Raw genomic sequence first — 15,093 nt, 5'->3', positions numbered from 1 at the left:
AATCACAATTACGCTAGAACCCTGCAGTACCAGCATTTACTAGCAAATTAACGATTAAATTATAATGAGAAAACTTACGAGACTTTTAGAGAGAGCCATGCTACACTATCAGCAATGACTTAATTTTGGAGGCGAGTCGCATGGCAAAAACGGCAGCAGATTTTCTAGCTTTGGTGAAACGAATCAGTCTGTTAGACATGAACCTGGCATTACTCGAGTGGGATGCGCGCACGTATCTGCCAAAGGATGGCGGTCCCTTTCGGGGTGAATTGACCGGTTACATCGGTGAACAGGAATTGGCCTTGACAACCGGTCAGGAGATGGGGGACTTCATCGCTTATTTCTCAGCGCATCCTCAGGAGCTGGACGAAAAGGGTCAGCAAGTTTTACGTTTGGTCAAACGGGATTACGACTTGAATCATGACATTCCTGCGGCTGACTACGCGGCGTATCAGCGAACCGTCTCCGATGCGCAACAAGTCTGGGAAACGGCTCGTGAGGCGCAGGATTTTGCGGTCCTCCAACCAGAGATTGAAAAGATCGTTGCCTTCAAAAAGCAATTTATTCCTTACTGGCGTAACGGCCAGGCAACCGACTACGACGTCTTACTGGATCAATACGAGCCGGGGATGACGGTGGCCCAACTGGATCCCATCATGGAAACGTTGAAGGCGGGAATCAAGCGGATTCAGCACACTATTACCACGCGGGGGACACAGCCACGAAGCGATTTTATGCAGCGAGCGGTGCCCGAGGACGTACAGGAACACCTCGTCCGCGACATCGTCCAACGGCTGGGCTACGACTTTCATAAGGGTGATCTTTCCCGCAGCATTCACCCTTTCACGGTGCCACTGAACCGTAACGATGCGCGGATTACCAACCGTTATGGCGAACACGATTTTCAGATGTCCTTACTGGGTGGTGTGCACGAGGCTGGCCACGGCCTGTACATGCAAAACTTCAATCCGGACTTTGACTACACGCCGCTGTCAAATGCCCCGTCGATGGGGCTTCACGAGTCGCAATCACTGCTCAATGAAATTTTTATCGGCCGCAACCCGGCGTTTTGGCAGGGGGAATACGGCCGGTTCCAACAAGCGACTGGCGATATCTTCACGGACATTGATGAACCGACCTTTTACCGTGGGTTCATGGAGACCAAGGCCACGTTGATTCGAACGGAAGCGGATCCGTTAACCTATCCGTTACACATCATCGTACGTTACGAACTGGAGAAGGCACTGTTTAACGGCGACACCACGGTGGCGGAACTGCCGGCGCTCTGGCGGCAAAAGTATCAGGATTATTTGGGCATCGTGCCGGCCAATGACACCGAGGGTATTTTACAAGATATTCACTGGCCAGGCGGAGACTTTGGGTACTTCCCAACGTATTTGCTGGGTCAAATCTATGCGGCCCAGTTCCTCCACACGATGAGCCAGACGTTGCCGGTCACGGACCTATTGGCTAGTGGCGATTACAGCCAGCTGACGGCTTGGCGGAAGCAACATATTTTCCGCTTGGGTGCTAGTCTGACGCCACAGGAATTAGTTAAACAGGTGACCGGAGAACCACTGAATCCGCAGTACTGGTTAGATTGGATGACGCGGACCTATGAATTCGCTTACCAAGTGGCTGATTAAATACTTTACTTCTTAAAAGTAAGTGTTACACTAAGCTTTAGTTTTAAACAGAAAGTACTCGCCCATTAACGGGAAAATATTGAATTAAAGTGAGGTCATTTACCCATGGAAACGAAATTCACTGAACTAGCCAAGCAACGCCGAACAATCTACAACTTAGGTCGCAACGTCAAGCAGTCACCCGACGACATTACCGCGCTGATTGAAGACAACATCAAGAACGGGCCGTCGTCCTTTAACAACCAAACCACCCGCGCCATCATCCTGTATGGCGCCTCCCACGACAAGCTGTGGGACATCGTGATCGACCGTCTCAAGCAAGAGGTGCCAAACGAAGAGGCCTTCGCTAAAACGGCTGCGAAAGTTAACGGCTTCAAGGCAGCCTTCGGCACGATTCTTTACTTCACCGAAACCAAGACGGTCGAGAAGTTTGAAAACGACTTCCCATTGTACGCCGCCAACTTCCGCGACTGGTCTGAACAGTCCCAAGGGAACGCCCAATTCTCAGTGTGGACGTCCCTCGCGGAAAACGGCATTGGCGCCAACCTGCAACACTACAACCCACTGATTGACGATGAGGTGCGCGCAGCCTTCAACGTCCCAGCTAGTTGGCAATTACGGGCACAAATGGTCTTCGGATCCATTGAAAGTCCAGCAGATGACAAGGGCTACATGGACGACGCAGAACGTTTCATGGTCTTCAAGTAAGCTTAACGAAATAAAAAGGAACCCCCGAGCCACGTCATCTAGATGTGTTTCGGGGGATTTTTTTGCCCAACCCAATCTTTCCAGCCGTTTTCACCCGGCGAGTTATGCTAAAATGAAAGCGTAGCAAAGACTTGCGAATTCAGGGGCTGCCTGAACTTTAAGCGTCAGTCATTGTTTGGCAAATGACTGTTTAGGTTTGAGCCGATTGACTATTTAGGTGAATCGCATAAATGAAGTGTCATCCTGCGAGTAGTATCAGAGTTCCAGAACCACTACCTACAGGAGTGAAGTCATAAAATAGAGAAAGTACGTGATTCCGGGTTAAGCGTGTGTGAGCCGCAGGGTTGGTGAAAATGGCTCAGCCGTGGAAATTCCCTTAGCAACGGTCTTGGTTGCTTAGGGAATTGGTATCTTTGAGACGCGGTCTGTGAGGCTCAAAGTAAGTCGAAAGACCGTTCTTTGGCTTTCGACGACCGTCCACAGCGTTCCAGTCCATTTTTCACCAGCCCGGAGGCGCAATCACCCGGGATAAGGCCCGGGATCAAGTGCTTGCTAACATTTTAGGGGGTCAATATCGTTATGGAAAAACGGATTGCAATTATTGGCGGCGGCATCGTGGGTGCGACCGCTGCCTACTATTTAAGCACCTTGCCAGGTAGCGAGCAGACCAAAGTCACGTTGTTTGATGATGGCATTGGTCAAGCAACTACGGCGGCTGCGGGAATTATATCGCCCTGGTTGTCCAAACGGCGGAACAAACGCTGGTACCGTTTAGCCAAGGCTGGCGCCGATCTGTTCCCCGAATTGATGCACAATGCCCGGCTAGGAACCGATGTTTATCAGCAGACTGGGACGATTGTGACCCGGGAGATTCCCACTGATTTGGAAACTCTGTATGCCTTGGCCCAAGAACGCCGGCAGGATGCCGCAACCATGGGTACTGTTAGCACCTTAACGGCCGCTGAAGTTCAGGCCAAGGTCCCACTACTGTCCAAGCCGCAACCCGGTGTCTTCATTACCGGGGGTGCGCGCGTTGACGGGGCGGCATTGGTGGCTGGTTTGCTGCAACAAGCGACCGCGAAGAACCTCACCGTCCGCCACGAACGGGTTAGCCTGGATCCACAGGGCCAAGTAATCACGTCACTCGGCGCGCGGCAGTTTGATCGGGTGATTATTGCGGCCGGCGCCTGGCTCAAGGAGCTGGTGGCCCCGCTGGGTATCACGGCGGCGGTGCGACCACAAAAAGGCCAGTTAATTGAACTGGCCGTCAAGGATTACCCGTTAAATGAAAATATGCCGGTCGTCATGCCGGAAGGTGAACGTGATTTCGTCCCGTTTGGTCATGGCAAATTAATTGTTGGCGCGACGCACGAGGACGATGGCCAGTTCAACTTGGCGGTCGATCCTGCCGTCACGGCGGACCTGTTGGGGAGCGCGCAGCGGTTGATGGCTGACGTGACCACCGACAGTATCAGTGGCGTGCGCGTGGGGACCCGGGCCTACACCCCTGACTTTGCCCCGTTCTTCGGGCCGATTCCGGATCAAGAACAGATCCTGGTTGCCTCTGGTTTGGGGTCATCGGGCTTAACGACTGGTCCCCAAATCGGCCGGTTATTAGCGGGATCCGCCCTGTACGGTGGCACGCCTGACTGGAGCGAATACGAGTTGCCATTGACCACTTACTTAACGTCTTCGACAGAGTGAAGGGCCTGATTGGCCAGGGTGTGGGCGCCACGGTTTTGTTTCTCCGGCACCCACTGCGTCAAAACGAGTTGAAAGGGTGCTTGTGCAGCTAGCAACTCATCAACCAACTGCTGATAATGTTTGGCATAACGTTTAGCCACACTGTCATTGACGATTTGACTGTCCGTATAAAATAAGACGGTCGTCGCAGCCGGGTCAGAAGCTAGAGTCAGTAATTTTTCAAAGCCTAACCGGGCAATTTCAAACTCGGCGGTGTGATTGGTCGTGGCCGTCAGTGGCGTACTGAGTTGCGTCTGGTGATGGTCGTGAATAATCAGGATGCCCCCGGCACTGAGCCCATTTTGCGGCTGTGTCGCGGCATCGGTATACAGAGAAAACATGGGGATCACTCCAATTCTTTCGTGAGGTGTTTAAACTAATGATAACCCAGGAACGGCGATTTTTGTATCAACCGAATCCACTCAGCAGCATTATTAACTGGAGCTGGACGCTCATGGTTCTCTTCATGGGTGCCATCTTCTGGCTGGAAGTCACCACGTTTAACTGGTATACGTTAGCCTTTTTCGTGGCGTTTGCCTTTCTGTGCTGGCTGGAAATTCATTTTAGAAATATTACCATGGCCAACGGCGTCTTGACGGTCAGCACCGTCTTGAATCACCGGCACTTGGTCATTCCGTTGAAGCAGGTTCGCAGTGTCCAGCTGTCACGGTACCGCTTGGGCATCGTCGCCCAAGGAAAAATTTATCAGTTTCTACTGCCCCGCAACTCAGCGATTGAGCTGGCGGGTCTGTTACGCGAAGCCATGGCGGCCAACGGCGTGAAGGAGGACTCTCTGTGAGCGATATTGAAATTTCACAAGCAACAAAGTTAGAACCGATTGAACAGATTGCGGCGAAGGTTGGCTTATCTGCCGACCAAATTGAACCGTATGGTCACACCAAGGCCAAGATCAATCTGCCCTTACCCGGCCACCAGAAGTCTGGCAAATTAGTGCTGGTCACGTCGATCAATCCCACGCCGGCCGGTGAAGGTAAATCGACGGTGGTCGTTGGGTTGGGGGATGCCCTGAACCTGTTGGGCCATCAAACTGTCTTAGCTCTGCGTGAGCCGTCGATGGGGCCCGTTATGGGGATGAAGGGTGGCGCCACGGGTGGTGGTTACGCCCAAGTCGTGCCGATGGAAGACATCAACCTGCATTTTACGGGCGACATGCACGCCCTGACCGAGGCCCACGATACATTAGCGGCCCTGATCGATAACCACATCCAACAGGGAAACGCCTTGAACCTGGATCCCCGCCAAATCGTGTGGAAACGGGTCTTAGACATCAACGACCGGGAACTACGCCAGACGGTGATTGGCCTCGGTGGTCGAACGTCCGGTGTGCCGCGGCAAGACGGCTTTGACATTACCGTTGCCAGCGAGCTCATGGCGGTGTTGTGCTTGAGCGAAGACTTAACGGACTTGAAGCGCCGAGTCAACCGCATCTTGATTGGCTATAATTATGACAAGGAACCCGTGACGGTCGGCGACTTGAAGGTGGGTGGCGCCATCACCTTACTGTTGAAGGACGCCATCAAACCGAACCTGGTCCAAACGTTGGCGCACAATCCGGCCATCATTCACGGTGGACCATTTGCCAACATTGCGCACGGCTGTAACTCAGTCTTGGCCACACAGACAGCGCTTCAGCTGGGCGATTTTGCTGTGACCGAGGCCGGTTTTGGTTCCGACCTGGGTGGCGAAAAATTCATGGACATCAAGACGCCCGTTCTGGGGCAAACGCCGGACGCCGTGGTCATCGTGGCCACGATTCGGGCGTTGAAATACAACGGTGGCGTCAAGCGGGCCGATTTGACCGAAGAAAACGTCGCTGCCCTGCAAACGGGGAGTGCCAACTTGAAGCGCCACATTGCCAGCATGCAGCAGTACGGCGTGCCAGTCGTCGTGGCCATCAACCGCTTTACGAGTGATACCGACGCTGAGGTGGCCGCCCTGACCGCTGAAGTAGCGGCATTGGACGTTCCCGTGGCCACCACGACCGTTTGGGCCGATGGTGGGGCAGGTGCCACTGATTTGGCCGAAAAGGTCGTCACGGCCACGCAAGCGCCCAAGCATTTCAAACGGTTAACGCCGGCTGGCTCAGATCTGATGACACAAATGACGGCCATCACCCAGAAAATTTATGGTGGCGCCAAGGTTGAGCTGTCCGCGAAGGCGGCTCGTCAGCTGAAGACGTTTGCCAAGTACGGTTGGGACACCTTACCCGTCTGTATGGCTAAGACTCAGTACTCCTTGACGGACGACGCTCACCAACTGGGGGCCCCGACGGACTTCGCCATTCACGTGCGCGAGTTCGCGCCACGGTTAGGTGCTGGTTTCGTGGTCGCCTTGACCGGTAACGTGTTGACAATGCCCGGGCTACCCAAGCATCCCGCGGCGCTGGACATGGACATTGACGCCGATGGCAAGATCACGGGGCTGTTCTAGTCTTTTAACGATTAGACACTTCAAATTTTTTTGCAGCAACCTATAAAGCGTTAGTTACCTTTCTCAACGATTGGTAATTAACGCTTTTTTTGCGGATAAATCTGTGAAATCAGTAATAATTAAGGGAATCTGAGAGGTGCCTCTGGAAAAAAATTGCAAAAGGATTAGAATATGATAAATAAGTGAGGATATAACGATGTTACCGGGGATGCCGGGGAGAAAAAAGGGGTGCTGAAATGAAATTTGTGAATAAGAAATTAGCGGGACTGGCAATCGTAACCGCAATCTTGGCCGGCTTGGATACACCGTTTAACGCGTGGATGTACGCATATATTTTTCAGATCATTGATACGAAGAATGTCCAAGTGATTTTACCCTTCATCGTACTGGTGATCCTAGCTTACTTTGGTTTTTCCCTGGCAGAGTACGCCAACACGGTGGTGATCAATAAAAATGTGGTGACCATCAATCAGCGGTTGAAGGCGCACCTGCTACGGGGCGTGTTGGAACGACGAACGGTGGCGGCCAAAGACTTTGTGACGACCAATTTATCCTTTTTTCTAAACGATTTGAAATTATTGGAAGACAATTACATTCGCCAGCTGTTTACCTTGATTAGTCTCGGAATCACCTGCGTGGTGACCTTTGGCTATTCCATGGTCAACAATGTCTGGCTAACACTGGTCTTCCTGGCCTTTACCGTCATTCCCGCGGTGGTGCCCAGCCGGTTTAGTAAGCGAATCAACGCCCGTACGAGAACGTGGTCCCAGCAAAATGGGCAGTGGTCAAGCGTGCTGAAAGATGTGTTGAAGGGTGCGCTGATGTTGCAGCAGTACCGTGCGTTCTCAGGCATCACGGGCAAAACAACGACCGCGATTCACGGCGTCGAGCAGGCCAATGCCCGGGTCAAAAACACGATTGCCTTGTCAAACGCGGTTGCTGGTGCGCTGTTTTACTTGTGTATGATGATACCCATTGGAATCGGCATTTACGTGACGGTGAAGGGCCAGCTGAGCCTGTCACAATTCGTGGCAGTTCAGTATTCCTCTAACATGATTGTGGGGAGTGCCACCCAGTTTATCAATAGCTTCAACACGCTGAACAGTACGGGGGACATCCGGCGGCGAATCAAGACTGCCATTCAACCGATCAAAGCGGTCAAGCTGACGGAGACGGCCTTTGAGACGTTAGCGCTTCAGGACCTTACCTTTGCGCGCAAGGCCACGCCGATTTTCAAAGACCTAACGTTGGCGGTTAACGCTGGCGAAAATGTCTTGATTCAAGGCGAGTCCGGCAGTGGAAAGACGACCCTGTTGCGGATGATTGACGGGGCACTGGCACCGACGAGCGGCCAGGTCACCATCAACGGCCAGCCGGCGGCCCAGTACGGTGGGATGAGTACGGTCAATCAGACGCCGGTTATCTTCAATGACACGCTCCGGTTCAATTTGACACTGGGGATGACGTTCACGGACGCGGCAGTGACCCACGCTTGCCAGGAAGCCGGCCTGACGGAATTATTGACGCAGGACGGCTTGGACTACCAAATCGGGGATGAAGGCGAAAATTTATCGGGTGGTCAGGTGAAGCGTTTAGAAATTGCGCGGGCAATTCTGTTTGATCGGGAGCTCATTCTAATTGATGAAGGCACGGCTTCCTTGGACGAACAAACGTCGATTGCGATTCACCAAACGATTTTACGGTTACCCAAGACCATCGTGGAGGTCGACCACCACATTCCACCGGAAGTCTTGCCGCTGTTCGATCGCGTCTACACGCTACAAAACGGCCAGCTCGTTGCACAACAAGCGTGATTGCCTGCCATTGATAATATGGGCGCTAGCCAATCGCCTGCGGCTGCTGGAGATTCCGGCATCTATGGGGACCGCCTGCGGCCTGAGAAGCGGTCCTCCGGCTCGGTTTGAAGCCTGATAAAGGTCATCAGGCTCCAAACACGTCCCACGGTGTAAGCTGAGAAAATTCACTCAGCTAACGCCGTTGTCACAGCTGCCTCCATCTCCAGCCTCCTCCGGCTAAGGTTGTGGTTCACTATCACGTTGGCGTAGATCATTTTTGTGGATGCCTTTGACGACTGGCTGCTGGCCTCTGGACCGTGGTGGGAGTGTCACTTATCGCCACCGTGCAGAGCGGTAGTTTAAGCGGGAAAATTGAAGCTATCAGTTTTTGTTTCAAAGAAATCGGCGTGTCATTGTGAGCCGATTTTTTATTTTCTCGTGAGTTTACGGCAGAGAAAGAATTACGGTACCGTTCTCACAGTTATCTTTGATTTTGTGCAGCTAAGAATACATGAAACCATCATGTTAGTGTCAACCACGGTAGTGACTGCACTTAACGGTTAGTCATTGACTTGATCAACGTAGGCGTGAGTGAGCCAAATTTAGGTTCAGCCGTGGGATTTTCCAAGTGGGTTTGCTTGGAAAATGGCGACTTTGAAACGCGGTTCTGGCGGTTCAAAGCGAGCTGGAAGACCGCTCCTTAGGCTTCCGGCGTCCTGCCCACAGCGTTCCGACCTAAATTTGGCGAACGGTAAGCCGGTAGTTACCAGCAATGTTGCCGATAATCTCGTAATTTTCTAACCGGGAAATGGCCGCGAACCCCCATTTTCTGGTATACTTTTCGGTAACGACTTATAGGAAAGGTGTTCCGGACTTTATGCTGATTGCAGATACAATCTTAATCGTGCTACTGGTCGTCATTGACCAGTTGATCAAGCACGCGGTGGTGGTCAACATCGCCCTTGGTGGCGAGCACCAACTGATTCCCGGCTTCCTGTCCCTGACGCACTTGCGTAACGACGGGGCGGCCTGGAGCATTTTACAGGGCCAGATGTGGTTCTTCACGGTCATCGCCATCGTGGCGTTGGGCATCATGGGCTACTTTTTCTGGCAGTACCGCAATCAAAGGGAACACTGGGTGGAAGAACTCGGCTTGGCCTTAATGATGGCGGGGACCATCGGCAATTTTATCGATCGCCTGTCACAAGGTTACGTGGTCGACATGTTCCAACTTGATTTTATTAATTTTCCCATCTTCAACTTCGCGGATAGTTGTTTGACGGTGGGCGTGATTTTAATTGCGATTGGCGTGTTCTTAGCCGATCGCCGGGAGGCACGGTAAATGCAAACGACAGAATTTCAAGTGACAGCTTCAGAACGGCTGGATAAATTAGTGGCGGATAACGTGGCAACCATTTCCCGTTCCCAGGCTAAAAATGCTATCGAAGCGGGCCAAATTACGGTTGACGGTCAACCGGCAAAGCCCAAGGATAAGCCTAAGGAAGGGGCAACGGTGAACATTGCGCTGCCAGATCCTGAACCGCTGGATTTGGAACCGGAAAACATCCCCTTAGACGTGGTGTATGAGGACGACGATGTGATTGTAGTCAACAAGCCCCAGGGGATGGTCGTCCATCCGGCACCAGGGCACCCCAACCACACGTTGGTGAATGCCTTGTTGTACCACAGTCCGCTGTCCAGCATCAACGGGACGCTGCGGCCAGGCATCGTGCACCGGATCGACAAGGATACCTCCGGACTCTTGATGGTGGCCAAGAACGACCATGCCCATCAGAGCCTGTCGGCACAGCTTCAAGCCAAGACCAATCTGCGTGAATACGTGGCGATCGTCCACGGTAACTTTAAGGAAGAGGACGGCACCATCAACGCACCACTGGGCCGTTCCCCGAAGGACCGTAAGAAACAGGCAGTGGTGGCGGATGGCCGGCCAGCAATCACCCATTTCCGGGTGTTGGAACGCTACGGTAACTACACCCTCGTGGCTTGTCGCTTGGAGACCGGTCGGACCCATCAAATTCGGGTGCACATGGCCTACATTAATCACCCGGTGGCGGGCGACCCGCTATACGGTCCGAAGCGCACGTTAAAGGGCGCCGGTCAGTTCTTACACGCCCGTGAGCTGGGCTTTAAGCAGCCAACGACCGGGGAAGAATTAGACTTTACTGCACCAGTTCCGGAAAATTTTGCCAAAGCCGTGCGCCACTTGCGCCTGCAGGCAGGGTTACCGGTTGACAAAGCAATTTAGTTTTTTTATGCTTAGCACTAAGATAAACGGGTTTGCCGAATCAGGCGGGCGGGTTTCTTCACCATTTTGCCGAAGAAACGCGCCCGTTTCCTGCACTTACGCTAACGCCGTGAACTTTTAAGGAGGAAATACAGATGGCAAAGGTAGTTGTGGACGCAATGGCAATGCAACGGGCCCTGACCCGGATTACTTACGAAATTATCGAACGCAATAAAGGGGTCGATGATCTCGTCATTTTAGGCATCAAGACGCGGGGCGTCTACCTCGCGCGACGGATTGCTAGTCGCTTGCAACAGCTGGAAAATGTCACGGTCCCAGTGGGTGACTTGGACGTTACGCCGTATCGCGATGATATTGACCACGACGCTCAGGGAGAACCAAAAGTGACCGCGAGCAATATCGATTTCTCAGTCGCCGGCAAGAAGGTTATTTTAGTCGACGATGTCTTGTATACGGGACGCACCATTCGAGCAGCGATGAGTGCTGTCATGGATTTAGGTCGGCCCAAGAGTATCAACCTGGCCGTCTTAGTCGACCGGGGTCACCGGGAACTCCCCATTCGGGCGGATTTTGTGGGCAAAAACATTCCGAGTTCGCAACGTGAACGGATCAGCGTTTCTGTCAGTGAAATCGACGACCGCGACGCCGTGGAGATTCAACAAGCTTAGAACTGGTAAGGGGGCCGATTTTTCATGGCAAAACGCTATTTGATTTTAGAAGACGGCTCGGCTTACGCCGGTGAAGGCTTCGGTGCCGGTGCTACCACGAGTGGAGAAGTCATTTCCAACTTGAATCTGTTAGGCTATCAAGAAACGATTACCGATCAAATCTATCACAACCAAATTATTATCTTCGCCCAACCATCCATTGGCAACGTGGGCATCAACCATGACAGCTACGAGTCTATTTTACCGACGGCCAAGGGGATGGTAGTCAGAGACGTGACCAACATCTCGACTAACCGGTTATCCCGGCTGTCCCTGGATGAATTTCTCCAGCAGCACAACATCCCGGGTATCAGTGGTATCGATACGCGGCACTTGATTCGTAAGCTGCGGCAAGAGGACGGACCCATGAAGGGCAGTATCGTGGATGTGGCGGACGCTCATGCGTTTGACCAATTGAATGCTACGGTGCTGACCAACCGGCAAGTTGACCAGGTGGCCACGCCCAAGCCGTATCCGAACCCGGACACCGGGAAGAACGTCGTGGTGATTGACTTCGGGCTTAAGCATGGGATTCTGCGCCAACTGTCCGAGCGCCGGTGTAACGTCACGGTCTTGCCCTGGACGGCGAGTGCCCAAGATGTCTTGAACCTGGATCCCGATGGCGTGTTACTGTCTACCGGACCCGGGTCACCGCTTGATTTAGGGGCGGGTGTCCTGGACATGATCCGCGCGGTTCAGGCTGAGATCCCGTTATTTGCGATTGGACTGGGCCACGAGCTCTTCGCCCTGGCAAATGGCGCGGAGTTGACGATGCTACCGGTGGAATATCACGGCAGTGCCCATCCCATTCGACGGATCATTACCAACGACATTATTTATGCGACCCAGGGGCAGGGATACGCGGTGGTCGCCAAATCCATTGACCGCGACCGATTGATCACCACCTACGTGGATCTGATCAACGGTACCGTTCAAGGATTGCGGCACCGGGACTTCCCGGCTTTTTCCGTGCAATTCTTTGCGGACGGCGCACCGGGCCCCCATGAGAGTCGGGATTTATTTGATGAATTTATGGAAGCAATGACAGCACGGCGGGAGGGATAAGCTTGCCAAACTTGAATGACATTCAAAAAGTTTTGATTATTGGCGGCGGGCCCACCGAGATCGGTCATGAAACCGAGCTGGACAGTGCCACGGTCCAAGTCATTACTAGTTTTAAAAAGCAGGGTGTCCGGACACTGGTTATCGACAATAACCCCTTTTCGGTGGCACTAGAAGAGATTCAACCCACCAACATGTACGTTCAAGCCGTCACCACGGCCAACGTCCGCCACATTATTGAAAAGGACCGGCCGGACGCCATCTTACCGACGCTGGGCGGCTTGTTGGGCATTCGGATTACCCAGGAACTCGTGGAAAATGGCGATATTGCCAACTTTGATGTCCGAATTCTGGGGATGCCAGCCACGACTCTGCGCCAGATCAACAATCCGGCGGCGTTGAACGCGACGTTGAAGGAAATTCACGAGCCCGTGATTGAGGCCCAAGTCGTCGGTTCCCTTGATGAGGCGCGGGGATTGGTGGAGAGCATTGGTTTCCCCCTGATTGTGAAACCAGTGGCACCGCGGTTAGATACCAACCGGACCGTCTGTGAAAACATCGATGACATGTTTAATGCCTTGACGCAAGGGTTCCAACAGTCGCGCTTTGACCAGTGTACCCTGGAGCGAAGTGTCATTGGGTACAAGGAAATCGAAATGGTGGCCGTCCGTGATGTGGCGGACACCGAGGTGTTGATTGCCGGCTTAGAAAACGTGGACCCGATTGGGATTCACTCCGGTGATTCTATCCTGGTGACGCCACCACAAACGTTGAATGACCGTGAGTATCAAGACTTGCGGGACGCAACCTTTCGCATTGCAACGGAACTGAACATTGTCGGGGTCTTACATCTTCACTTTGCCCTCAATCCCGCCAACCAACATTTCTACGTGACGAAGATTGCGCCGTACTTCTCTCGGGGAGTAGCCTTGGCCGCCCGGACGACGGGCTATCCCATCGCGCTGGTAAATGGCGCGCTGCTGTTGGGACAACGCCTGGTTGATATCAAGTTACCAAGCCAGTACGTCAAGCAAACGGCGATTATGGAACCGACCATTGATCACGTGAGCGTGCGCATTCCGATTTGGCCCTTCCAAGAGGTCCCTGATGCCGATCAACACTTGGATACGGTGATGAAGGCCGTGGGATCGACCGTGGGGGTGGGCCGCTCGGTTGAGGAAGCCATGTTGAAGGCCGTGCGGAGCTCACAATTTTCGCCGCGGGACGTCCTGCCCTCCGTCAGCAATCTGACAGATGGTGAAATGATTCGCCAACTGATTCATCCGCTGGCCAACCGGATTTTAGTCCTGATTGAAGCGCTACGGCGCGGGTATGACCCGGATGAGCTCAGCGAATTAACTAAAATTGACAACTATTACTTTGTAAAGCTACGGCACCTCTTAACCATTGAAAAACAAATCCAAGAACACCCATTGGACGTGGATACCTTGCAGCGTGCGCGGTACTTTGGCTTTGGGGATGGGATGATTGCCCGCATCTGGGACACGGATACGGCTACGATTCGCCACCTATCTGCCCAGGCAAAGATTACGCCAACCTACAAGATGATCGAGCCGACCGCCGGGGAGTTTGCGGAGAACTTGAGCGCCTACTACAGCACGTTTGAGTATGAAAATGAAAGTGAGCCCTTGGGCGACCGAACAGCTTTGGTTCTGGGACGGGGCGGCAACCAGCTGGGCCCCAACTCTGCGGCAGAATACTTTACCACGGAAATGTTGAAACAACTCAAGCGGGCTGGCTACCACACCATTATCATGAACACCAATCCCAACGCGGTGGGCGTGGCGCCAGAATTTTCTGACAAGCAGTACGTCGATCCCATTCAGCTCGGGGACGTGTTGAACGTGATTCAGGTGGAGCACCCGGACATTGTGATTGTGCCTGGCAACCGGCATTACCTGACCCGTGAGCTGAGCAAGTTGTCGGTGAACCTCCACGTGCTGCCACCCGACCAAGAAACGGCTGAACCTGCGCCGAAACAGGCTACCATTGGTGTGAGCCTGTTTGTTCACCACCAGCAGAAAGTCGCCATTGGCGTGATGGACATGATTGCGCCGGGGATGAACAAGTCGCTGGCACAGGTCACGGCCTTTCGGATGCCAGCGGAACTGCCTAAGGCCAAACGGTTGAACTTGGTGGAACAGGCTAAAGAGTCGGTGAGTGCCCGGCAAGTGACGGGGATGGTGCAGGTTTTGTTTGCCCCCAAGGGGACCGACTCATCTCAATTGACGGTCGTAGGTGTCCGGCCAACCCGGTTAACGGAGATGGCGTTCTTAAGTAAAGTGACCGGCGTGAACTGGGTGCGGATGTTAACCCGGCAACACATCGGGACACTGGACGACACGGAACTGGCCAAAATAAAGATCGACCTCAATAGTAAACGGGTCGCTCTCATGAACGCAGCCTTTCCGTTCCGGCAACTCCACGTGTTAAATCGGCCGGGAACGACCGATCAGGAAGTGGGCGCGACGATTGCGTTTGGGTCGAGTGAGGCCTTAACGCTAACCAACCTGAGTGACACGTCCGAATTGGATCAAATTATCAATCGAACCATTTAGTTGTGTGATTTGACTAGTTGTAGCTAGCAAAAAGGCGTCATACCTGTGATTGGGTATGGGCGGGGCTCCTTGTCAAGTAGACAGTCAAATAATTAAAATTGCTATGCAATCTTCTGAACGGCATGATTCCGGTAT

At 53.1% G+C, this 15,093-nt stretch carries 12 protein-coding genes; 11 read left to right on the top strand and 1 reads right to left on the bottom strand.

Going from position 1 to position 15,093, the window contains the following annotated elements:
- Positions 1–140: 140 nt before the first annotated feature.
- The 3 genes from EKM99_RS11355 to EKM99_RS11345 all read left to right on the top strand — a co-directional run bounded on the left by EKM99_RS11355 (position 141) and on the right by EKM99_RS11345 (position 4,058).
- Positions 141–1,646, top strand: coding sequence for a carboxypeptidase M32 (locus EKM99_RS11355; RefSeq protein WP_125583541.1), 1,506 nt, complete (start codon positions 141–143; stop codon positions 1,644–1,646).
- Positions 1,647–1,751: 105 nt separating this feature from the next.
- Positions 1,752–2,354, top strand: a complete 603-nt coding sequence (locus tag EKM99_RS11350; protein WP_125583540.1) for a nitroreductase family protein — start codon at positions 1,752–1,754, stop codon at positions 2,352–2,354.
- Between the two features lie 579 nt (positions 2,355–2,933).
- Complete coding sequence (locus EKM99_RS11345) at positions 2,934–4,058, top strand: NAD(P)/FAD-dependent oxidoreductase (RefSeq protein ID WP_125583539.1); 1,125 nt, start codon at positions 2,934–2,936, stop codon at positions 4,056–4,058.
- On the opposite strand, the gene EKM99_RS11340 is transcribed toward EKM99_RS11345, so the two are convergent.
- Positions 4,034–4,438 (bottom strand): ribonuclease HI family protein, encoded by a 405-nt coding sequence (locus EKM99_RS11340; protein WP_125583538.1) that lies wholly within the window; start codon positions 4,436–4,438, stop codon positions 4,034–4,036. The two genes, EKM99_RS11345 and EKM99_RS11340, sit on opposite strands and share 25 nt — an antisense overlap.
- 38 nt (positions 4,439–4,476) lie before the next feature.
- Between EKM99_RS11340 and EKM99_RS11335 the strand changes: the two genes are divergently transcribed.
- The 8 genes from EKM99_RS11335 to EKM99_RS11300 all read left to right on the top strand — a co-directional run bounded on the left by EKM99_RS11335 (position 4,477) and on the right by EKM99_RS11300 (position 14,958).
- The gene (locus EKM99_RS11335; protein WP_125583537.1) at positions 4,477–4,896 is read left to right on the top strand and encodes an EbsA family protein; all 420 of its coding nucleotides are present in this window, start codon (positions 4,477–4,479) and stop codon (positions 4,894–4,896) included.
- Positions 4,893–6,548: a formate--tetrahydrofolate ligase gene (locus tag EKM99_RS11330; protein WP_125583536.1), complete on the top strand. Its 1,656-nt coding sequence runs from the start codon at positions 4,893–4,895 to the stop codon at positions 6,546–6,548. Before EKM99_RS11335 ends, EKM99_RS11330 begins: the two co-directional genes overlap by 4 nt.
- 236 nt (positions 6,549–6,784) lie before the next feature.
- On the top strand, positions 6,785–8,362 hold the full coding sequence (locus EKM99_RS11325) for an ATP-binding cassette domain-containing protein (RefSeq protein ID WP_125583535.1): 1,578 nt from the start codon (positions 6,785–6,787) through the stop codon (positions 8,360–8,362).
- A gap of 859 nt (positions 8,363–9,221) precedes the next feature.
- Positions 9,222–9,686 carry a signal peptidase II gene (gene lspA, locus EKM99_RS11320; RefSeq protein ID WP_125583534.1) on the top strand — a complete coding sequence of 155 codons (465 nt, stop codon included), beginning with the start codon at positions 9,222–9,224 and terminating at the stop codon, positions 9,684–9,686.
- Positions 9,687–10,610 (top strand): RluA family pseudouridine synthase, encoded by a 924-nt coding sequence (locus EKM99_RS11315; protein ID WP_125583533.1) that lies wholly within the window; start codon positions 9,687–9,689, stop codon positions 10,608–10,610.
- Positions 10,611–10,744: 134 nt separating this feature from the next.
- Entirely contained in the window at positions 10,745–11,278 is a 534-nt protein-coding gene (gene pyrR, locus EKM99_RS11310) for a bifunctional pyr operon transcriptional regulator/uracil phosphoribosyltransferase PyrR (RefSeq protein WP_125583532.1), read from the top strand.
- Between the two features lie 24 nt (positions 11,279–11,302).
- Positions 11,303–12,382: a carbamoyl phosphate synthase small subunit gene (locus tag EKM99_RS11305; RefSeq protein WP_125583531.1), complete on the top strand. Its 1,080-nt coding sequence runs from the start codon at positions 11,303–11,305 to the stop codon at positions 12,380–12,382.
- 2 nt (positions 12,383–12,384) lie between these two features.
- Positions 12,385–14,958 (top strand): carbamoyl phosphate synthase preATP-grasp domain-containing protein, encoded by a 2,574-nt coding sequence (locus EKM99_RS11300; protein WP_125583530.1) that lies wholly within the window; start codon positions 12,385–12,387, stop codon positions 14,956–14,958.
- Positions 14,959–15,093 lie beyond the last annotated feature (135 nt).

Origin of the sequence: Levilactobacillus cerevisiae (assembly GCF_003946245.1) — a bacterium.
GTDB lineage: Bacteria > Bacillota > Bacilli > Lactobacillales > Lactobacillaceae > Levilactobacillus > Levilactobacillus cerevisiae.
This window is presented reverse-complemented; position numbering and strand designations above follow the sequence as displayed.

Bases quoted from the DNA above. Each gene is read 5' to 3' on its own strand.
- EKM99_RS11355 (WP_125583541.1), top strand. From the start codon at position 141: ATGGCAAAAACGGCAGCAGATTTTCTAGCTTTGGTGAAACGAATCAGT.
- EKM99_RS11350 (WP_125583540.1), top strand. From the start codon at position 1,752: ATGGAAACGAAATTCACTGAACTAGCCAAGCAACGCCGAACAATCTAC.
- EKM99_RS11345 (WP_125583539.1), top strand. From the start codon at position 2,934: ATGGAAAAACGGATTGCAATTATTGGCGGCGGCATCGTGGGTGCGACC.
- EKM99_RS11340 (WP_125583538.1), bottom strand. From the start codon at position 4,438: ATGTTTTCTCTGTATACCGATGCCGCGACACAGCCGCAAAATGGGCTC.
- EKM99_RS11335 (WP_125583537.1), top strand. From the start codon at position 4,477: ATGATAACCCAGGAACGGCGATTTTTGTATCAACCGAATCCACTCAGC.
- EKM99_RS11325 (WP_125583535.1), top strand. From the start codon at position 6,785: ATGAAATTTGTGAATAAGAAATTAGCGGGACTGGCAATCGTAACCGCA.
- lspA (WP_125583534.1), top strand. From the start codon at position 9,222: ATGCTGATTGCAGATACAATCTTAATCGTGCTACTGGTCGTCATTGAC.
- EKM99_RS11315 (WP_125583533.1), top strand. From the start codon at position 9,687: ATGCAAACGACAGAATTTCAAGTGACAGCTTCAGAACGGCTGGATAAA.
- pyrR (WP_125583532.1), top strand. From the start codon at position 10,745: ATGGCAAAGGTAGTTGTGGACGCAATGGCAATGCAACGGGCCCTGACC.
- EKM99_RS11305 (WP_125583531.1), top strand. From the start codon at position 11,303: ATGGCAAAACGCTATTTGATTTTAGAAGACGGCTCGGCTTACGCCGGT.